Origin of the sequence: Streptomyces sp. MS191, from assembly GCF_008042125.1 — a bacterium.
Taxonomy (GTDB): domain Bacteria; phylum Actinomycetota; class Actinomycetes; order Streptomycetales; family Streptomycetaceae; genus Streptomyces.
This window is the reverse complement of sequence record NZ_RDBI01000040.1, coordinates 2,550,715-2,571,187: the sequence shown is the minus strand read 5'-3', so window position 1 is coordinate 2,571,187 and position 20,473 is coordinate 2,550,715. Positions and strand designations below refer to the sequence as shown.

Sequence of the window (20,473 nt, the reverse complement as noted above, 5' to 3'; positions counted from 1 at the left end):
ACGATGGTTGTGCGGGACTGCCTTCCTAGCGTCCCAGGCGTCCGCGGACCATACCGACCATGGAGTTCAGCTCCTCGATCCGCATGCGCTTCGCCGCCACGAAGAAGACACCCAGCAGGACCACTCCGCCCACCAGAAGGGCGACGAGCGAGCCCAGAGCACCCTCCCCGAGGAGCTTCAGAAGTCCGAAGCCCACCGCACCGGCCACGACCGCCGCAGGCACCGAGGCAAGGCAGAGACGTGCATAGGTTCGCATGACGTGGGCACCGTCCAGATCGCCGCCCAGGCGGTTGCGCAGCCGGCGCCAGGCGACGCCCACGCCGACCATGTACGCGAGACCGTAGGAGGCGGCCATGCCGACGACGGCCCACTGGGCGGGCAGGACGAAGTAACAGGCCGCCGATGCCGCCGCGTTGACCGCGGCGACGATGACGGTGTTGTAGAAGGGCGTCCGGGTGTCCTCGTAGGCGTAGAAGCCGCGCAGGACGACGTACTGGACGGAGTAGGGGATCAGACCGAGGCCGAAGGCCATCAGGATGAAGCCCATGCCCTGGGCCGCCTCGACGCCGCTGGACGCGTAGAGCAGGGTGCACATCGGGACGCCGAGGGCGAGGAAGGCGAAGGACACCGGCACGATCGCGACGGCCGAGTTCCGCAGGCCCTGCGAGATGTCGTCGCGGACGGCGCCCGGGTCGTCGTCGTGTGCGGCGCGCGAGATGCGCGGCAGCAGGGCGGCCATGACGGAGACCGTGATGATGGCCTGCGGCATGCCCCAGATCAACTGGGCGTTGGAGTAGGCGAGGAAGCCGGCGCCGTTCCTGCCGGACTCCTCACCGGCCGCGGTGGCGAGCTGGGTCACGACCAGGACGCCGGCCTGGTTGGCCAGAACGAACAGCACGGTCCACTTGGCCAGCTTGACCGTCTTGCCGAGGCCGTGGCCCTTCCAGTCGAAGCGAGGACGGAAGCGGAAGCCGGTCTCGCGGAGGTAGGGGATCATCGCGAGGGCCTGGACGACCAGGCCGAGCAGGGTGCCGATGCCGAGCAGCCGGACGCCCTCGTCGGGGATCGTCTGCACGCCCATGTGGGATTCGGCGGAGGTGCCGTAGACCCAGATGAAGAGGCCGAAGGTGACGATCATGACGATGTTGTTGAGGACCGGGGTCCACATCATCGCGCCGAACTTGCCTCGTGCGTTGAGGATCTGACCCATCACCACATGCACGCCCATGAAGAAGATGGTGGGCAGGCAGTAGCGGGCGAAGGTGACCGCGACGCTGTTGGCCGCGGCGTCGTCGGCGATGGTGTTCGACATCAGCCGGATCAGCAGCGGGGCCGCGAAGACGGCGAGGACCACGATCGCGCCGAGCGCCACCATGACGAGCGTGAGGAGCCGGTTGGCGTACGCCTCGCCGCCGTCCTCGTCGTTCTTCATCGAGCGGACCAGCTGCGGGACGAAGACCGAGTTGAGGCCGCCGCCGATGGTGAGGATGTAGATCATCGTGGGCAGCGTGTACGCGACGGTGAAGGTGTCACCGAGCAGGGCGGCGCCCAGCGCGCCCGTGATCACGAGGCTGCGGACGAAGCCGGTGAGCCGGGAGACGAGCGTGCCGGCCGCCATGACCGCGCTCGACTTCAGCAGGCCGGAGGCGCGGCCGGACTTCTTCGGTGCGGGCGCGGGCATCGGGTTCGGCTCCGGGGCGGGCGGGGGCACCTGCCCCGGGGTCTGCTGGTCCCGGTAGAGGTGCGCGAAGGCATCCGGCTCGGGTTCCTCGTCCCCGGCCCGGGTGACCAGGTCGTCGACTCCGGTGAACTGGACCGTACGGGCGTCGTCGCCGTAGGGCAGGTGGCGTGAGGGGCCGTCCGGCTCGGGTGCCGGGGTCTGGGCCCACACCCGCGGGTCCGGGGCGTGCGGAGGCGCGGCCGGCTGCTGGTAGAGCGGCTGGGGTTCCTGGTAGGTGCCCGGCGGGGGCGGCGGGTGCGCGGCGCGGTCGTAGAGCGCCTCACCCACCGGGTCCTGCGAGGACAGGTCCTGGGCCCGATAGGGACGAGAAGTCCGACCTCACCTTGTCGGGCCGCAGCGCGACCATCCCGGTCACGGTGCAGAACAAGCTGCTGCGGTGGGGTCGGCGCTCGGCCGGGTCCCTGGGGGCCCGCAGGCGTGCCGCCGGACGGCTCGGTGCCGCCCGCGCCCTGGCCGCGGTCACCGTCGTACGGCGCGTTCATGGTTACCCCACCTCATCGTCCCCGGCCGACCGGCCACGACATCGCTCAACGGTCCACTTTCTCACCCGCGCCGGACGGGTCGCCGCTTTCGGGACCGGTGTCCGGCACAGGGTCACTCGGCTGCTCCGGTTCGTCGCTCTCCGTGGTCTCTGCCTCGGAGTTTCGGGCTGCCGCGCGCTTCCGCTGGGTGTACATCCGTACCCCGGCGAGGACAAGCAGCAGCACGCCACCGGCGATGACGAGCATCACGGTCGAGGTGATCTCGGAGACCCGCACGGTGAAGGTGATCGGGTCACCGTACGGCTCGCCCTCCTCCGTGTAGAGCTGGGCCGTCATCGGGACCGGGCCGTTGGCGTTGGCCGAAGCGGGGAACTTCACGGACTGGCTGTGTCCGGCGCTGATCTTGACCGGCAGTTCCGCGAAGGGGTCGTCGCCGTTGAGCTGCAGTCGGGTCTTGTTGCTGGAGGTCAGTCGCAGCACCAGATGGTCGACGCCCTGCAGCAGCTTGTTCTGCACCGTGACCGGGATGGTCGCGCTGCGGCCCGACAAGGTGAGGTCGGACTTCTCGATCAGCCTGACCTCGTCGGTGATGCCCTCGAGGTAGCCGGACACCTGGGTCCGGTACGCGCCGGCGGCCTCGGCACGCCCGCGCCACGAGGTCGACATCTCCCGGCTGATCGCCGTGCCGAAGGGAGTCACCACTCGGTCCGGCTGGGTCAGGATGACCTTGAAGTCGTCCAGGCCCTCCCGCGTCTGCCGCATCCGGCGGAACGCGTCGAGGCCCAGCTCCTGCTTCCGCAGCTCCTGCGGATACCGGGAGGCGCCGGGCACCCTGGTCGAGGCTTCCGGAGAGGTCGTCTCCGCAGCGGCCAGGAGGTCCAGCGGCTCGGTCCACCGCTTGGCGGACAGCCCGCGCAGCGCACTCGCCATGGTCTGCACCTGCGAGGTCGTCGGGATGCGCTGAGGAGCGACGACGACGCTGCGCTGGCGGTCCGGCTGCTCCAGGGTCACGGCGAGCGACTGGGCCAGGAACTCCTGGACCGCGAGGGTCGAGTTCCCGGTGCGGAGCATGTCGCCTTCGAAGGCGGTGGAGAGGGAGGCGTCGCTCACGACGGCAGTGGTGCCCCCGCCGATGGGACGCGCGGCCGTGGGCGTGTACGGGAGGTCGTCCCGGAAGCTGTCGCTGCGCGCGATCACCTTGCGAGCGCCGGCCGAGGTGGCCACGGCCATGATCGAGGGGTCGACGGCGCCGTCCACCGGCCAGGAGAAGTCCGTGGACGGCTTGACGTGGAGGACGGTCTCGACGGTCGCCCCGGCCAGCTCCGTCGCCGTCTGGAGGTTGCCGAGGGAGCCGGGGACGCTCTTCCCCGAGTGGGCCAGGGAGGCGATGTCGGGGTCGGCGAACGGCAGGGCGACGATCTTGTCGCCCGCGACGGCCTTCTCCAGGGAGTCCAGCCACTGCTTGGCCACGGCCTGGTTCCGGCCGGGAACGTTCCCCGCACCGCTCTTGACGCGGTAGTTCTTCGTCATGGCGTCGACGGTGGCCAGCAGGTCCGGATCGATCACCCAGGTGATGGGGAGGTCCTTGCCCAGCGCGACCATCTGCTCCAGCCGCCCGCCGGGGGCCAGCTCGCCGGCCAGCTCGTCGCTCTCGAAGACGGGCGTCTGCTGGTCGTCCGATCCGGTCTGCGCGGCCACATGGGACGTGGAGATCAGCGGCCAGAGGTAGGTGAGCCGGGTCTTCTTCTCGGCGGGCTCGGGCTGGTACGGGAGGAACGTCCGCTTGATGCCGAGGACCCGGTCACCGGGCTGCGCTGCGGTGTGGCCGGTGAGGGAGACGCCCAGCTGGTACACCCCCTCGTCGTCGAGCCCGAGCTTGGACACGGGGACCGAGAGCGTGAACTCCTGGGCCAGCCCGGCGGCCAGCCGCGGAATCTTGAGGGTGTAGGCGCCACCCAGCGCCGCGGGGTCGCTGTCCGGGCGGAATCCGGTCCGGCCGGCCACCTGCTCGATCTCGCTTCGGCTGGTCATCCGGGGACCGACCCGGACGTCCACCGTGGCATCCGTGATCGTCTGCTTGCCCTGGTTCGTCAGCGTGCCGGAGATCGTCAGGGTGTCGCTCTCGACCGGAGCGCTCGGTGTGAGCGTGTCGAGAGACACAGCGACGGTGCGGGATCCGGTGGGGGCGGCCTGCGGTGCGACCGTCCCGGCGGCGACCGCCGAGGGAGCGGCCGGCAGCTGGAGGAGTCCGGCCAGCAACGGCGCGGCCGCGGCGAACGCCGCCGCCCGCCGCAGCCATCGACGGGCAGGAGAGGGTGAGGTCCCCTGGATGTCTGCCGCCTCGGCCACGCGTTCGCCCATCCTCGTCGTATCAGTGGTGTCGGTGGTTTCCGGTTGCTGTGTCCAGGCATGGTAACGAGGCACGCTGTGGCCAAGTGCCGGGGACTGCTCCAGCCGATGGGTCGACACGGTGCCGGGCGGCCGGTCCCGCGGGAAATCGAGGACGTCACCAGGGGCCGGGGCACGTACCCTTTTCTGTTGTGCCGAACGCCAACGAAGACACCCCGACTGAACTGAGCCAGGTGCAGCGCCGCGCGGTCAGTGAACTGCTGCGCGTCTCCCCTGTCGCCGACGACCTCGCCGTCCGTTTCCAGGAGGCGGGATTCCGCCTCGCGCTGGTCGGCGGCTCGGTCCGGGATGCCTTGCTCGGCAGGCTCGGCAACGACCTGGACTTCACCACGGACGCGCATCCGGAGGACGTCCTCAAGATCGTCCGCCCCTGGGCCGACGCGGTCTGGGAGGTCGGGATCGCCTTCGGCACGGTCGGCTGCCAGAAGAGCGGCTACCAGATCGAGGTGACCACGTACCGCTCCGAGGCCTACGACCGGACGTCGCGCAAGCCGGAGGTCTCCTACGGCGACTCCATCGAGGAGGACCTCGTCCGCCGGGACTTCACGGTCAACGCCATGGCCGTCGCCCTCCCTGAGAAGGAGTTCATCGACCCGCACGGCGGCCTCGAGGATCTCTCCGCGCGGGTGCTGCGTACCCCCGGCACCCCCGAGGAGTCCTTCTCCGACGACCCGCTGCGCATGATGCGTGCCGCACGGTTCGCCGCCCAGCTGGACTTCGAGGTGGCTCCCGAGGTCGTCACGGCCATGACGGAGATGGCCGACCGGATCGAGATCGTCTCCGCGGAGCGGGTCCGGGACGAGTTCAACAAGCTTCTGGTCTCCACTCACCCCCGCAAGGGCCTCGGCCTGCTGGTCACCACCGGCCTCGCCGAGCGGGTGCTGCCGGAACTGCCGGCGCTGCGGCTGGAGAGTGACGAGCACCACCGGCACAAGGACGTCTACGAGCACTCCCTGACCGTTCTGGACCAGGCGATCGACCTGGAGGAGGACGGGCCGGACCTGGTGCTGCGGCTGGCGGCCCTGCTCCACGACATCGGCAAGCCGCGCACCCGCCGCTTCGAGAAGGACGGCCGGGTCTCCTTCCACCACCACGAGGTGGTGGGGGCGAAGATGACCAAGAAGCGCATGACGGCGCTCAAATACTCGAACGAGATGATCAAGGACGTCTCGCGCCTGGTGGAGCTGCACCTGCGTTTCCACGGCTACGGAACCGGCGAGTGGACCGACTCCGCGGTGCGCCGCTATGTGCGGGACGCGGGTCCGCTGCTCTCGCGGCTCCACAAGCTGACCCGCTCGGACTGCACGACGCGCAACAAGCGGAAGGCAGGTGCACTCTCCCGCGCCTACGACGGCCTGGAGGAGCGGATCGCCCAGCTGCAGGAGCAGGAGGAGCTGGACTCGATCCGGCCCGACCTGGACGGCAACCAGATCCAGGAGGTTCTGGGGATCCGCCCGGGCCCGGCCGTCGGTCAGGCGTACAAGTTCCTGCTGGAGCTGCGGCTGGAGAACGGGCCGATGGAGCACGAGGCCGCCGTCGCGGCACTCAAGGAGTGGTGGACGACTCAGGGCTGAGTCGGTCCCGTCGATGTTTCACGTGAAACATCGACGGAGTGGACGCGGTGAGGGGTGATGTTTCACGTGAAACATCACCCCTCACCGCGTTGGCGCAGCAGGAGGAGAGTGATCGCCGCGTACAGGGACGCGACCATGGCGATCAGGAGCGCGGAGCGACCGTCGGGCGGCAGCATCAGGGCCGCGACCGCCGCCGCGCTGACGAAGGCGACATTGAAGAGCACGTCGTAGAGGGAGAAGATCCGTCCCCGGTAGGCGTCATCCACCGTTGTCTGCACCACGGTGTCGGTCGCGATCTTGGTGCCCTGGGTGGTCAGCCCGAGGACGAAGGCGGAAACCAGGAACGGCGCCGGAGCGAAGGTCAGCCCCAGGGCCGGTACGAGGACCGCCGCGGTCCCCGCGCAGAGGGCCATCCAGCCGAACGGGCCGAAGCGGCCCACCGCCCAGGGCGAGGCCACCGCGGCGGCGAAGAACCCGGCACCCGAAAGAGCGAGGGCGAGGCCCAGCAGAGCCAGCCCCTTGGACTCGGTGCTGCTCCAGGCGTACCGGCACAACATGAACACGGTCACGGTCACCGCGCCGTAGCAGAAGCGCACCAGGGTCATCGCGGCCAGCGCCTGGACCGCGGGGCGTCGTTCCGCGAGGTGGCGCAGTCCGGCCCTCAGCCCCCGTGCCGTCGATCCCAGGGCGGCGGTGAGCGAGGTCTGCACCTGCTCCGGATCCGGGCCGAGGAGTTCGCGGGACATGCGCAGCGACGCGAGAGCGGCACAGAGATAGAGGACGGCGCCCAGCGCGACCACCGCGGCATCGGAGTCCGAGGAGACCAGGCGCACGCCGAACGCGAGCCCGCCGCCCAGCGTCGCGGCGAGAGTGCCGGCGGTCGGGGAGAGGGAGTTGGCCACGACCAGTCGCTCCTCGTCGACGACGCGCGGCAGCGAGGCCGAGAGGCCGGCCAGGACGAAGCGGTTGACGGCGGTGACGGACAGGGCGGAGGCGTAGAAGAGCCAGTCCGGCGCGGAGGCGAGCATCAGGGCTGCCGTGCCGCAGGCCAGGACGGTGCGGAGCAGATTGCCGTAGAGGAAGACCTGGCGGCGCTGCCATCGGTCGAGCAGGACGCCGGCGAAGGGGCCGATGAACGAGTAGGGGAGCAGGAGGACGGCCATGGCCGAGGCGATGGCGGCCGGCGAGGTCTGTTTCTCCGGGGAGAAGACGACGTACGTGGCCAGCGCCACCTGGTAGACGCCGTCGGCGGACTGCGAGAGCAGGCGGACGGCGAGCAGGCGGCGGAAGTCGGTCAGGCGCAGGAGTACGCGCAGATCACGTACGACGGACATGGCAGCAAGACTCACATACGCGGAGTGCCCCCGGACGACAGGCCGGGGGCACTCGTGCGACGCGTGGGTGTGGCGCTTAGCGCTCGACCTCGCCCTTGATGAACTTCTCGACGTTGACCAGGGCCTCGTCGTCGAAGTACTGCACCGGCGGGGACTTCATGAAGTACGAGGACGCGGAGAGGATCGGGCCACCGATGCCCCGGTCCTTGGCGATCTTCGCGGCGCGCAGCGCGTCGATGATGACACCGGCCGAGTTCGGGGAGTCCCAGACCTCGAGCTTGTACTCCAGGTTCAGCGGGACGTCGCCGAAGGCGCGACCCTCGAGGCGGACGTACGCCCACTTGCGGTCGTCCAGCCAGGCCACGTAGTCCGACGGACCGATGTGGACGTTCTTCTCGCCCAGCTCGCGGTCGGGGATCTGCGAGGTGACGGCCTGGGTCTTCGAGATCTTCTTCGACTCGAGGCGGTCGCGCTCGAGCATGTTCTTGAAGTCCATGTTGCCGCCGACGTTGAGCTGCATGGTGCGCTCAAGACGGACACCGCGGTCCTCGAACAGCTTGGCCATCACGCGGTGCGTGATGGTGGCGCCGACCTGGGACTTGATGTCGTCACCGACGATCGGGACACCGGCCTCGGTGAACTTGTCGGCCCACTCCTTGGTGCCGGCGATGAAGACCGGGAGGGCGTTGACGAAGGCGACCTTGGCGTCGATGGCGCACTGCGCGTAGAACTTCGCCGCGTCCTCGGAGCCCACGGGCAGGTAGCAGACCAGCACGTCGACCTGGCGGTCCTTGAGGATCTGGACGACGTCCACCGGCTCCTCGGCGGACTCCTCGATGGTCATGCGGTAGTACTTGCCGAGACCGTCGAGGGTGTGGCCGCGCTGCACCGTGACGCCCTTGTTCGGGACGTCGCAGATCTTGATGGTGTTGTTCTCGCTGGCGCCGATGGCGTCGGAGAGGTCGAGGCCGACCTTCTTGGCGTCGACGTCGAAGGCGGCGACGAAGTCGACGTCACCGACGTGGTACTCGCCGAACTGGACGTGCATCAGGCCGGGCACCTTGGTCGCCGGGTCGGCGTCCTTGTAGTACTCGACGCCCTGCACCAGCGAGGCGGCGCAGTTGCCCACGCCGACGATGGCTACGCGAACCGAACCCATTTCCGGTTGCTCCCTGTGTGATCGTGGAAGCCCTGCAGGTCGCAGGGTTTCACTTGGCGGTGTCGTCGGACGGATCCGGCCGGGTACTGCCCCCGTGCCGGGGCAGGCCGCCCGTTTCTCCAGAATCGTTGTCCTGCTGAGCGGCGCCCTCGGGGGCGTCGGGGCCGGATCGCTGATCCCGCCCCGCCCGCTCGCTCTCGATGAGCTCGTTCAGCCAGCGCACCTCGCGCTCCACGGACTCCATTCCGTGGCGCTGCAGCTCAAGCGTGTAGTCGTCGAGGCGCTCGCGGGTCCGGGCCAGAGAGGCGCGCATCTTCTCCAGGCGCTCCTCCAGCCGGCTGCGGCGGCCTTCCAGTACGCGCATCCGCACCTCGCGCTCGGTCTGACCGAAGAAGGCGAAGCGGGCGGCGAAGTGTTCGTCCTCCCAGGCGTCCGGACCGGCGTGGGAGAGGAGCTCTTCGAAGTGCTCCTTACCTTCGGCCGTCAACCGGTAGACGATCTTGGCGCGGCGCCCTGCGAGTGATGCCGCGAGCGCGTCCTCCGGGGCGCTGCCGGGCTCCTCGATCAACCATCCGTTGCCGACCAGCGTCTTGAGGCAGGGGTAGAGGGTCCCGTAGCTGAAGGCCCGGAAGATTCCCAGCGAGGTGTTGAGCCGCTTCCGCAGCTCGTACCCGTGCATGGGGGCTTCCCTGAGCAGGCCGAGGACGGCGAACTCAAGGATTCCGGAGCGTCTGCTCATCCGTCGCCTCCTCCGCCATCGGGACTCTTATGCCGTACTGATGTATCGACTCGATACATCCTGACGATAGAACGGCGATTCTGCTGCGACAAGTGAGGTGGCCGTGACCGGCGTCACATCATCAATTCACAGCAATCGACTTGCCTGATTTGGGGTGAACTTCGCCCCTAGGCAGGTTTTGACCGTGCGTAGTCTGTGCGGCATGCAGACCACCGGGAACCAGGGGACGCCGCGAGACGTCAGTGATCCAGGGGACCGGCTGCAGCACGGAACCGCCTCCCATGAGGTGCGTTCGTGCGCATTTCGGGGGGACCGGAACTCAACTGCCGCTTCCAGGCGTACGCGCCTGCCCGAGGAGTAGTCGTTCGATGAGCGAGCACCGTCGCAGAATGCCGCAGCAACAGCCGCCCGGTGGCGGACGTGCGGCGGCCCGGCGCGCCGCCCAGCAGCCCACGGGCCGCAGGTCGGCTCAGGCGCGGGACGTCAGTACCGGATCTCCTTCGTCCGGGTACGAGGAGGAGCGGCCGTACGGTGGCCGGGCCGAGGCACGCCGCGCCGCGCAGCGCGGCGGTGGCCGGCGCCGCGGCCCCGACAGCGCCGGTCCCGGGGGTACCGGTGGCGGCCGCCGCGGTGGCGGTGGCGGCGGTGGACAGGGAGGCCCCGGCCGGGGTGGCCGTGGCGGCCCTCCGCCGGGCCGCAAGCGGCTGATCGACTACCCGCGGTACGGCAAGTACGGCTGGCGTCGCTGGATGCCGTCCTGGAAGCTGACGACCGGCCTCTTCCTCGCCTTCTTCGGCAGCCTGATGGGCGCGGCGACGGTCGCGTACGCCCTGGTGGGCGTGCCCAACGAGGACCTGGCCGCCAAGGCGCAGAACAACGTCTACTACTGGTCCGACGGCAGCCAGATGGCCGCGACCGGTGGTGAGGTCAACCGGCAGATCATCGGCATCGAGAACATTCCGCTGTACATGCAGAACGCGGTGATCTCGGCCGAGAACAAGACGTTCCGCGAGGACTCCGGCATCGACCCGATGGGCATCGGCCGGGCCGTGTGGAACATGGCCAAGGGTGGCGACACCCAGGGTGGCTCGACCATCACCCAGCAGTACGTGAAGAACAACAGGCTCGCCGACCAGTCGCAGACCCTGAGCCGGAAGGTGAAGGAGCTCTTCATCTCCATCAAGGTCGGCACGGACCTGGACAAGAAAGAAATCATGGCGGGGTACCTCAACACCGCCTACTACGGCCGTGGCGCCTACGGCATCCAGGCGGCGGCCCGCACGTACTACGGCAAGGACGCCAAGGATCTGAACCCCAGCGAGTGCGCCTTCCTGGCCGCGCTGCTCAAGGGAGCCACGTACTACGACCCGGCCGGCTACCCCGAGATCGACCCGAAGGCCAACGCCGCCGCCAACACCGAGCGCGCCAAGGAGCGCTGGGGCTGGATCCTCTCCGAGATGGTCAAGGACGGTCACCTCTCGGCGGCGGAGGCCCAGCCGTTCATCGGCGAGGACAAGTTCCCCGACCCGCTGCCGCCGAAGAAGAGCGCGGCGCTGAGCGGCCAGACCGGCTACCTGGTGAGCCTCGCCAAGGCGTACTTCATCAACAACAACGAACAGGGCAAGACGGAGACCGACCTCGCCCGCGGCGGGTTCGAGATCTACACGACCTTCGACAAGCAGAAGGTCACCGCCCTGGAGAAGTCCGTCAAGAAGATCTACGCCGACCACATCGACCCGAAGAAGCGCCCGAAGGAGGACACCCACGTCCAGTTCGGCGGTGCTTCGGTGGATCCGCGGACCGGTGCGATCGTCGCCATCTACGGCGGGGCCGACGCCACCACGCACTTCACCAACAACGCCGACCAGACCGGTGCCCAGGTCGGATCGACCTTCAAGCCCTTCGTGCTGGCCGCGGCGATGAAGGACGGCGTCAGGGACAAGGACGGGGGCGATGTGCAGGACGCCTCCACCCGGAAACTGGTCGACCCGGACACGGCCCGCTACAACGGCCAGAACAAGCTCCGCATCAAGCGCTACGACGGCTCGGTCTGGCACGACGAGAACGGCCAGGAGTGGCTCCAGGTCAACGACGACAACGCGAGCTACAAGGACATGACCCTGCGTGAGGCCATGATCCGCTCCGCCAACTCCCCGTACGTCCAGCTCGGCATGGACGTCGGCATCGACAAGGTCCGCCAGGCCGCCGTCGACGCCGGGCTGCTCGAGAGCTCGCTGGTGAAGGCCAACGTGCCGTCGTTCTCCCTCGGCATCTCCGACCCCAGCGCGATCCGGATGGCCGGCTCCTACGCGACCTTCGCCAACAACGGCGAGCGCAACGACCCGTTCTCCGTGAAGAAGGTCATGGAGAAGGGCCAGGTCGTCTACGAGCACAAGACCGTGGGCAAGCGGGTCTTCTCCACCGCGGTCGCCAGCAACATCACCGACGTGCTCAAGGACGTCGTCGAGAAGGGCACCGGCAAGAAGGCCAGGCTCGACGACCGTGACGCGGCCGGCAAGACGGGTACGACCGACGGCAACAACTCCGCCTGGTTCGTGGGCTACACCCCGCAGCTGTCCACGGCGATCGACATGTACCGCTTCGACGACAACGCCAAGAACACGAAGCGCAAGTTCGAGTCCATGTACGGCACCGGCGCCCAGCCCAAGATCCACGGTTCGTCGTTCCCGTCGCAGATCTGGCACGACTACATGAGCACGGCGCTCAAGAACGACAAGGTCATGTCCTTCCCCGAGCCGGAGGACCTCGACACCGAGCCCGTGTACGGCGGCGGCGCCGTCAGCCCGACCCCGACGCCGACCGACACGCCGTCGGCGACCCCGTCCGACACCCCGTCGACGACTCCCCCGACGACGCCCAGCCAGACCCCGGGCAAGCCGGGCAAGACCTGTGACGTCTGGGACTGGCAGTGCAACACCACCAGTGGTCAGGACGGCGGGAACACCTCCGGCAACGACAACGGCGGGACGAACAGCGGGACGACGAGCGGCTCCACGGGGACCCCGACGCCGACACCGACCGACACCAGCGGTGGCGGCAGACCCAATGGCGGCACCGGCTTCCTGGGCGGCGGCTGACCGCCCCCGGCAGCGCCCTGAGGGCCGCCGCACCCGATCCGTACCTCGTGTACGCGTCGGGTGCGGCGGCCCTCGCCGCGTTCCCGGGGGCGTACGGCAGGATGTCCCCCATGCCGAGCCTCCAGAAGACGAGTCCGCCACAGGACCGGCCGCAGGACCGGGCGGTGGTGTGCCCCACCCACCGGGACGAGGTCGCCGCCGCGGGCAGTGAACTCATCGGCGGACCGATGGGCCGCCGTGCCCTGCTCGGCACCGGCGCCTTCACCCCCGTACGCGTGATCGCCCTGGTCGCCATCGGGATGTTCGCGCTGGGCATGGTGCAGAAGATCCCCTGCTACGACTGGGCGTGGTTCCGGGGCACGACCTCGCAGTACACCCACGCCTGCTACTCGGACATCCCGCACCTCTTCGTGGGGCGCGGCTTCGCCGAGGGGCTCGTGCCCTACTTCGACCGGCTGAACGGCGACATAGAGTTCCTGGAGTACCCCGTCCTGACGGGCCTGTTCATGGAGGTCGCGGCCTGGCTGACGCCCGGCGGCGCCGACATGACGCAGCGCGAGCAGACCTACTGGATGGTCAACGCGGCCATGCTGATGGTGTGTGCCGCGGTCCTGGTCGTCAGCGTCGCCCGGACGCACCGCCGCCGGCCCTGGGACGCCCTGCTCGTGGCCCTCGCGCCCGCGTTCGCGCTGACGGCCACCATCAACTGGGACCTGCTGGCGGTCGCCCTGACCGCCGCCGCCGTTCTCATGTGGTCACGAGGCCGGACCCTCGCCTTCGGTGTCCTCATCGGACTCGCCACCGCGGCCAAGTTCTATCCGGTCCTGCTGCTCGGCCCGCTGCTCCTGCTCTGCTGGCGGGCGGGCAGGTGGCGGGAGTTCGGCACGGCCCTGCTCGGGGCGGGCGGAGCGTGGCTGGTGGTCAACCTGCCGGTGATGCTGCTGGCGCCCGAGGGGTGGAAGCAGTTCTACACCTTCAGCACCGAACGGAACGTCGACTTCGGGTCGGTGTGGCTCCTGATCAGCCAGCGTACGGGCGAGCAGATCGCGCCGGGCACCGCGAACATCCTCGCGATCCTGCTGATGCTGCTCGCCTGCGCGGGCCTGGGCGTGCTCGCCCTGACCGCACCCCGCCGGCCCCGGTTCGTCCAGCTCGCCTTCCTCATCGTGGCCGCGTTCGTCCTGACCAACAAGGTGTACTCCCCGCAGTACGTCCTGTGGCTGATCCCGCTGGCCGCGCTGGCACGGCCGCGCTGGCGCGACTTCCTGATCTGGCAGGCGTGCGAGGTCCTGTACTTCCTGGGCATCTGGCTGTACCTCGCCTTCACCACCAGCGGCAGCAAGCAGGGCCTGCCGACGGACGGCTACCACTTCGTCCTCGTCCTGCACGTGCTCGGCACGCTGTACCTGTGCGCCGTGGTCGTACGCGACGTTCTGGCGCCCGAACGGGACGTGGTCCGGCAGGACGGCTCGGACGACCCCTCCGGGGGCGTCCTGGACGGCGCCGAGGACGTCTTCGTGCGGGGCAGGGCCGCCCATCCGGCCCGGCACGCGGCGCAGGCCGTGGAAGGGCCGCGCGTGCAGTGGGGCGCGGTCGGCGAATGACGACGGAACCGCGTCCGGGCACCGGGATCACCCGGGCCCGGACGCGGTTCTCGTGTGCCCTGACGGGCTCGTGGTGCGGGGTGTGCCGGAGCGGTCCGGCTCAGCGCTCGACGAGCCGGTCGAACTGGGTCGTCGTGTGGCGCAGGTGGGCCACCAGCTCGTCGCCGACCTTCGGCTCCTGGGCGTCGGACGGCACGAACAGGATCGAGACCTGCATGTGCGGCGGCTCGGCGAACCAGCGCTGCTTGCCGGCCCAGACGAAGGGCGACAGGTTCCGGTTGACGGTCGCCAGACCGGCCCGGGCCACGCCCTTCGCGCGGGGCATCACGCCGTGCATCGCCTTGGGCGCCTCCAGTCCCACGCCGTGCGAGGTGCCGCCGGCGACGACCACCAGCCAGCCGTCGGAGGCGGCCTTCTGCTGCCGGTAGCCGAAGCGGTCGCCCTTGGCCACGCGGGTGACGTCCAGGACGGAGCCGCGGTACTCGGTGGCCTCGTGGTCGCCGAGCCACAGCCGGGTGCCGATCCGGGCGCGGAACCGGGTCTGCGGGAACTGCTGGCGCAGCCTGGCCTGCTCCTCGGCCCGCAGGTGGCTCACGAACATGGTGTGCAGCGGCAGGCGGGCGGCCCGCAGGCGGTCCATCCAGCCGATGACCTCCTCGACCGCGTCGGTGCCGTCCGTGCGGTCCAGCGGCAGGTGCAGGGCGAAGCCCTCCAGCCGTACGTCCTCGATGGCGGCGTGCAGCCGGCCCAGGTCCTCCTCGAGGACACCGTGGCGCTTCATCGAGCTCATGCACTCGATGACGACCCGCGCGCCCACCAGGGCGTGCACCCCGTCCACGGAGGACACCGAGCGGATCACCCGGTCCGGCAGCGGAACCGGTTCCTCACCCCGTCGGAAGGGGGTGAGGACCAGCAGGTCACCGCCGAACCAGTCCTTGATCTTGGCGGCTTCGTAGGTGGTGCCGACGGCCAGCATGTCCGAGCCGAACCGCGCCGCCTCGTCCGCCAGCCGCTCGTGGCCGAAGCCGTAGCCGTTGCCCTTGCAGACCGGGATCAGACCGGGGAACTGGTCGATCACGGTCTTCTGGTGCGCCCGCCAGCGAGCGGTGTCGACGTAGAGGGAGAGCGCCATGGCCGGCCCGGGACCTTTCTGGTGGCTGCGGTGTATTCAGAGGTATGTACGAGACCTACAGATTACGTACGAGACTACGCAACCGTCAGCGGCGCGACATGTAGATGTCCAGCGCCTTGTGCAGGAGCTTGTTGAGCGGGAAGTCCCACTCGCCGACGTACTCCACTGCCTCGCCGCCCGTGCCCACCTTGAACTGGATGAGGCCGAAGAGGTGGTCGGTCTCGTCCAGGGAGTCCGAGATGCCGCGCAGGTCGTAGACGGTTGCGCCCATCGCGTACGCGTCGCGCAGCATCCGCCACTGCATCGCGTTCGAGGGCCGGACCTCGCGGCCGATGTTGTCGGAGGCGCCGTAGGAGTACCAGACGTGACCGCCGACGACGAGCATCGTGGCGGCGGACAGGTTCACTCCCTCGTGCCGCGCGAAGTAGAGGCGCATGCGGTTGGGGTCCTCGCTGTTGAGGACGGTCCACATGCGCTGGAAGTACGACAGCGGGCGCGGCCGGAAGCGGTCCCGGACGGCGGTGATCTCGTACAGGCGCTGCCACTCGGCGAGGTCCTCGTAGCCGCCCTGGACGACCTCGACACCGGCCTTGTCGGCCTTCTTGATGTTGCGGCGCCACAGCTGGTTGAAGCCCTTGAGGACGTCGTCCAGCGAGCGGTTGGCGAGCGGGACCTGGAAGACGTAGCGGGGCTGGACGTCGCCGAAGCCGGCGCCGCCGTCCTCGCCCTGCTGCCAGCCCATCTTCCGCAGCCGGTCGGCCACTTCGAAGGCGCGCGGCTCGATGTGGGTGGCCTCGACGTCCTTCAGGCGCTTGACGTCCGGGTCCTGGATGCCGGACTTGATCGCGGCGGAGTCCCAGCGGCGGATGACCACCGGCGGGCCCATCTTCACCGAGAAGGCGCCCTGCTGCTTGAGGTGCGCCAGCATCGGCTGGAGCCACTCGTCGAGGTTCGGGGCGTACCAGTTGATGACCGGGCCCTCGGGCAGGTAGGCCAAGTACCGCTTGATCTTCGGCAGCTGACGGTAGAGAACCAGACCGGCGCCGACGAGTTCGCCGGACTTGTCGAACCAACCCAGGTTCTCCGAACGCCATTCGGTCTTCACATCAGCCCACGCCGGGACCTGGCAGTGGCTCGCCGAGGGCTGGCTCTGGATGAATGCCAGATGCTGCTCACGACTGATGGTCCTCAGGGTCAGGCTCATGGGGGCGCTCCTCGGCAGGTGTGTCCCCATCGGTACAGGGGCTCCGGCTCTCGCGCCGAAGCCTACTGTGACCGGGGAGCGCCCCGATGGGCCGTGTGGGGCCCGGGGGTGGCTCACGGATCCCGCCGGGCTCGCGGCGTCCGGCACTCCCTGATCCCGGACCGATCCACGAGGCCCCCTGACGGCCCCCTCAGGCGAGGCCCCCGTAGAACATGCCGAGGTAGAAGCCCACCGCGGAGGCGCCGAGCCCGACGATCAACGCGAAGCGTTCCCTGGTGGTCACGGAGATGAACTGTCCGTACGCGCCGGTCAGGATGCCGACCAGCCCGGTCCAGGAAGCCAGCACGTGCAGGCCGTGGAACTGCGCGGTGATGAAGGAGAGGACTCCGAGGAAGAGCGTCACCCCGACCAGGGTGTCCTGGAGCGGGTGGGGCCTCCCGTCGCTGGCGAGGAGGGAATGTCCGGGGTCGGGTCGCATTGCCTGTGCCATGGGGCACCTCCTGGCGTGCCTGCCGGACGGCGGCGCGTCTTCGCGCCGCCGACATCCGATGTGTACAGATTGCGTCCCCCGACCACCGGATTTCAACCGCAGGGCGGTGTGCGGGTACTCTGTACGGTCTGCACCGGTGTCTGCCCAGGTCCGTCCTGGACCCTTGCCGGCGATTCCCTCGTCCCGAGGGGATTGTCAGTGGTGGCCGATACCGTTGCTTACGCATCACGACCCTCCTGCCACGGAACGACCGTGGCCGCTGAGTCCAAAGGAGGTGGGTTCCACATGCGTCACTACGAGGTGATGGTCATCCTCGACCCCGATCTCGAGGAGCGCGCTGTCTCCCCGCTGATCGAGAACTTCCTCTCCGTCGTCCGTGAGGGCAACGGAAAGGTCGAGAAGGTCGACACCTGGGGCCGTCGTCGTCTCGCCTACGAGATCAAGAAGAAGCCCGAGGGCATCTACTCGGTCATCGACCTGCAGGCCGAGCCTGCGGTCGTCAAGGAGCTCGACCGACAGATGAACCTGAACGAGTCGGTCCTCCGGACCAAGGTCCTCCGTCCCGAGACCCACTGAGCTTTCACCGCTCAGAGGTCATCGGGTTCGAGTAGCAGCAAGCAGCCAGCAGCAATCCCGCCGAGAGGTTCACCATGGCAGGCGAGACCGTCATCACGGTCGTCGGCAATCTTGTCGAAGACCCCGAGCTGCGCTTCACCCCGTCCGGTGCGGCGGTCGCGAAGTTCCGTATCGCGTCCACTCCCCGCACCTTCGACCGTCAGACCAACGAGTGGAAGGACGGCGAGAGCCTCTTCCTCACCTGCTCGGTCTGGCGTCAGGCGGCGGAGAACGTCGCCGAGTCGCTCCAGCGAGGCATGCGCGTCGTCGTGCAGGGCCGGCTGAAGCAGCGGTCCTACGAGGACCGCGAGGGCGTCAAGCGCACGGTCTACGAGCTGGACGTCGACGAAGTCGGCCCCAGCCTCAAGAACGCCACGGCCAAGGTCACCAAGACCACCGGTCGCGGTGGTCAGGGCGGCCAGGGTGGCTACGGCGGCGGTGGCGGCGGCCAGCAGGGTGGCGGCGGCTGGGGTGGAAACTCCGGCGGCGGCGCCCAGCAGGGTGGCGGCGGTGCTCCCGCCGACGACCCGTGGGCGACCAGCGCACCGGCCGGCGGCGGCCAGCAGCAGGGCGGCGGAAGCGGCTGGGGTGGGAACTCCAGCGGCGGCGGCTACTCGGACGAGCCCCCCTTCTAGGGCACAGCCCCCGAAGGAAGCTCGTACCCCCACTTCTTGATCACACAGGAGAAACACCATGGCGAAGCCGCCTGTGCGCAAGCCTAAGAAGAAGGTCTGCGCTTTCTGCAAGGACAAGACCGCGTACGTGGACTACAAGGACACGAACATGCTGCGGAAGTTCATTTCCGACCGCGGCAAGATCCGTGCCCGCCGCGTGACCGGCAACTGCACGCAGCACCAGCGTGACGTCGCCACGGCCGTCAAGAACAGCCGTGAGATGGCGCTGCTGCCCTACACGTCCACCGCGCGATAAGGGAAGGGTGACCGGAAAATGAAGATCATCCTCACCCACGAGGTCTCTGGCCTCGGTGCCGCTGGCGACGTCGTCGACGTCAAGGACGGCTACGCTCGCAACTACCTGGTCCCGCGTGGTTTCGCGATCCGCTGGACCAAGGGTGGCGAGAAGGACGTGGCGCAGATCCGCCGCGCCCGCAAGATCCACGAGATCGCGACCATCGAGCAGGCCAACGAGATCAAGGCCAAGCTCGAGGGCGTGAAGGTGCGCCTGGCCGTTCGCTCCGGCGACGCCGGCCGCCTCTTCGGCTCCGTGACCCCGGCCGACATCGCCACGGCGATCAAGTCCGCGGGTGGCCCCGACGTCGACAAGCGTCGCGTCGAGCTCGGCTCGCCGATCAAGACCCTGGGCTCGCACCAGGTGTCCGTGCGTCTGCACCCCGAGGTTGCCGCGAAGCTCGGCGTCGAGGTCGTCGCCGCGTAACGCTGCTCTCAGCAGTAAGGAAGGGCCGCACCCCTCGGGGGTGCGGCCCTTCCGCGTTGCATGGCGCAGAGGCGTCCTCGCGGCCGTTTCACGTGAAACCGTCAGCGCGCGGCGCCCGTGACGATCCAGCGGCCGGAACGCGAGCGGAGCCAGAGCGTCAGCATCCGCACGGTCATCATCAGCGTCATCGCCCACCACAGGGCCGTCAGACCCCCGCCGAGCACCGGAACCAGGAGGGCGACCGGGGCGAAGACGGCGAGCGTCAGGAGCATGGCCCGGGCCAGGTACGGGCCGTCCCCCGCGCCCATCAGAACGCCGTCGAGGACGAAGACGACGCCGGCGATGGGCTGGGAGAGCGCGACGACGAGCAGGGCAGGGAGCAGGGTGTCCTGGACCGCGGTATCGCTGGTGAACAGCGGGATGAACAACGGCCGCGCCACGATGACCAGCGCGCCGAGGACCACGCCGGACACCACGCCCCACTGGACCATGCGGCGGCAGACCTGACGCGCCCCCTCGGCGTCGTCCGCGCCGAGATAGCGACCGATGATGGCCTGCCCGGCGATCGCGATCGCGTCCAGCGCGAAGGCCATCAGGCTCCACAGGGAGAGGATGATCTGGTGGGCGGCGACCTGGGCGTCGCCCAGGCGGGCCGCGACCGCCGTGGCGATCAGCAGGACGGCGCGGAGTGAGAGCGTGCGGACGAGAAGGGGAGCGCCGGCCTGTGCGCTGGCGCGTATGCCGGCCGCGTCCGGGCGCAGCGAGGCTCCGTGACGCCGGGCGCCGCGGACGACCACGACGAGGTAGGCGGCGGCCATGCCGCACTGGGCGATCGCGGTGCCCCAGGCCGAGCCGGCGATGCCGAGTCCGGCGCCGTAGACGAGTCCCACGTTGAGCACGGCGTTGGTGGCGAAGCCGCCGATGGCCACGTAGAGGGGCGTCCGGGTGTCCTGGAGGCCGCGCAGGATGCCGGTGGCGGCCAGGACGACGAGCATGGCGGGGATGCCGAGGCTGGAGACGCGGAGGTAGGTGACGGCGTACGGGCCGGCGGTGCCGGAGGCGCCGAAGATGTCGACCAGCCAGGGAGCGGTGGGAATCGTGAGGACGACGACGGCGACACCGAGAAGGAGCGCGAGCCAGATGCCGTCCATGCCCTGACGGATGGCGGCCTGGAGGTCGCCCGCTCCGACGCGACGCGCGACGGCGGCCGTGGTGGCGTAGGCCAGGAAGACGAAGACGCTCACCGCGGTGGACAGCAGCGCCGCCGCGATGGCGAGCCCCGCCAGTTGCGGGGTGCCGAGGTGGCCGACGATGGCGCTGTCGACCATGAGGAAAAGGGGCTCGGCGACGAGCGCACCGAAGGCCGGCACGGCGAGCGAGACGATCTCGCGGTCGTGCCGTCGACGAACGGCCTTGGGGGGCGCGGGTGCCTGGGTCATGAGCCTCAATCTAATCTTCCACAGGTAAGAGATGCAATGAGTCGCAGGTCCTTACCCA

General features: G+C 69.3%; 16 protein-coding genes. 7 read left to right on the top strand and 9 right to left on the bottom strand.

Going from position 1 to position 20,473, the window contains the following annotated elements:
* Positions 1-25 precede the first annotated feature (25 nt).
* Together murJ and EAO71_RS18855 are read right to left on the bottom strand one after the other, a co-directional pair.
* Positions 26-2,008 (bottom strand): murein biosynthesis integral membrane protein MurJ, encoded by a 1,983-nt coding sequence (gene murJ / locus EAO71_RS18860; protein WP_261992181.1) that lies wholly within the window; start codon positions 2,006-2,008, stop codon positions 26-28.
* A 260-nt stretch (positions 2,009-2,268) separates the two neighbouring features.
* Positions 2,269-4,572, bottom strand: coding sequence for a DUF6049 family protein (locus EAO71_RS18855; RefSeq protein ID WP_147978780.1), 2,304 nt, complete (start codon positions 4,570-4,572; stop codon positions 2,269-2,271).
* A 191-nt stretch (positions 4,573-4,763) separates the two neighbouring features.
* Here EAO71_RS18855 and EAO71_RS18850 point away from each other — a divergent pair, with 191 nt between their 5' ends.
* The gene (locus EAO71_RS18850) at positions 4,764-6,206 is read left to right on the top strand and encodes a CCA tRNA nucleotidyltransferase (RefSeq protein WP_147978779.1); all 1,443 of its coding nucleotides are present in this window, start codon (positions 4,764-4,766) and stop codon (positions 6,204-6,206) included.
* Between the two features lie 74 nt (positions 6,207-6,280).
* On the opposite strand, the gene EAO71_RS18845 is transcribed toward EAO71_RS18850, so the two are convergent.
* From EAO71_RS18845 to EAO71_RS18835, 3 genes are all read right to left on the bottom strand, one after another.
* On the bottom strand, positions 6,281-7,540 hold the full coding sequence (locus EAO71_RS18845; RefSeq protein WP_147978778.1) for an MFS transporter: 1,260 nt from the start codon (positions 7,538-7,540) through the stop codon (positions 6,281-6,283).
* Between the two features lie 76 nt (positions 7,541-7,616).
* Positions 7,617-8,699 carry an inositol-3-phosphate synthase gene (locus EAO71_RS18840; protein WP_147978777.1) on the bottom strand — a complete coding sequence of 361 codons (1,083 nt, stop codon included), beginning with the start codon at positions 8,697-8,699 and terminating at the stop codon, positions 7,617-7,619.
* Positions 8,700-8,748: 49 nt separating this feature from the next.
* Entirely contained in the window at positions 8,749-9,438 is a 690-nt protein-coding gene (locus EAO71_RS18835) for a PadR family transcriptional regulator (protein ID WP_147978776.1), read from the bottom strand.
* A 368-nt stretch (positions 9,439-9,806) separates the two neighbouring features.
* Between EAO71_RS18835 and EAO71_RS18830 the strand changes: the two genes are divergently transcribed.
* Both EAO71_RS18830 and EAO71_RS18825 read left to right on the top strand, forming a co-directional pair.
* Entirely contained in the window at positions 9,807-12,536 is a 2,730-nt protein-coding gene (locus tag EAO71_RS18830; protein WP_147978775.1) for a transglycosylase domain-containing protein, read from the top strand.
* 110 nt (positions 12,537-12,646) lie between these two features.
* On the top strand, positions 12,647-14,140 hold the full coding sequence (locus tag EAO71_RS18825) for a glycosyltransferase family 87 protein (RefSeq protein WP_147978774.1): 1,494 nt from the start codon (positions 12,647-12,649) through the stop codon (positions 14,138-14,140).
* Between the two features lie 100 nt (positions 14,141-14,240).
* Here EAO71_RS18825 and EAO71_RS18820 read toward each other — a convergent pair whose 3' ends face one another.
* The 3 genes from EAO71_RS18820 to EAO71_RS18810 form a co-directional block, all read right to left on the bottom strand.
* On the bottom strand, positions 14,241-15,272 hold the full coding sequence (locus tag EAO71_RS18820; RefSeq protein WP_147978773.1) for an alanine racemase: 1,032 nt from the start codon (positions 15,270-15,272) through the stop codon (positions 14,241-14,243).
* A gap of 85 nt (positions 15,273-15,357) precedes the next feature.
* Positions 15,358-16,476, bottom strand: a complete 1,119-nt coding sequence (locus tag EAO71_RS18815) for a lipid II:glycine glycyltransferase FemX (protein WP_147978772.1) — start codon at positions 16,474-16,476, stop codon at positions 15,358-15,360.
* Positions 16,477-16,666: 190 nt separating this feature from the next.
* A complete protein-coding gene (locus EAO71_RS18810) occupies positions 16,667-16,966 on the bottom strand; it encodes a hypothetical protein (protein ID WP_147978771.1) in 300 nt (99 codons plus the stop codon).
* Between the two features lie 285 nt (positions 16,967-17,251).
* Here EAO71_RS18810 and rpsF point away from each other — a divergent pair, with 285 nt between their 5' ends.
* The 4 genes from rpsF (at position 17,252) to rplI (ending at position 18,976) form a co-directional block, all read left to right on the top strand.
* On the top strand, positions 17,252-17,542 hold the full coding sequence (rpsF, locus tag EAO71_RS18805) for a 30S ribosomal protein S6 (RefSeq protein ID WP_004950685.1): 291 nt from the start codon (positions 17,252-17,254) through the stop codon (positions 17,540-17,542).
* A gap of 74 nt (positions 17,543-17,616) precedes the next feature.
* Entirely contained in the window at positions 17,617-18,216 is a 600-nt protein-coding gene (locus tag EAO71_RS18800) for a single-stranded DNA-binding protein (RefSeq protein WP_147978770.1), read from the top strand.
* Between the two features lie 58 nt (positions 18,217-18,274).
* Positions 18,275-18,511, top strand: a complete 237-nt coding sequence (gene rpsR / locus EAO71_RS18795; RefSeq protein ID WP_005315025.1) for a 30S ribosomal protein S18 — start codon at positions 18,275-18,277, stop codon at positions 18,509-18,511.
* Between the two features lie 18 nt (positions 18,512-18,529).
* The gene (rplI, locus tag EAO71_RS18790) at positions 18,530-18,976 is read left to right on the top strand and encodes a 50S ribosomal protein L9 (protein WP_147978769.1); all 447 of its coding nucleotides are present in this window, start codon (positions 18,530-18,532) and stop codon (positions 18,974-18,976) included.
* Positions 18,977-19,077: 101 nt separating this feature from the next.
* Here the strand turns inward: rplI and EAO71_RS18785 are convergent, their stop codons facing one another.
* Positions 19,078-20,415, bottom strand: a complete 1,338-nt coding sequence (locus EAO71_RS18785) for an MATE family efflux transporter (RefSeq protein WP_147978768.1) — start codon at positions 20,413-20,415, stop codon at positions 19,078-19,080.
* Positions 20,416-20,473: the final 58 nt, after the last annotated feature.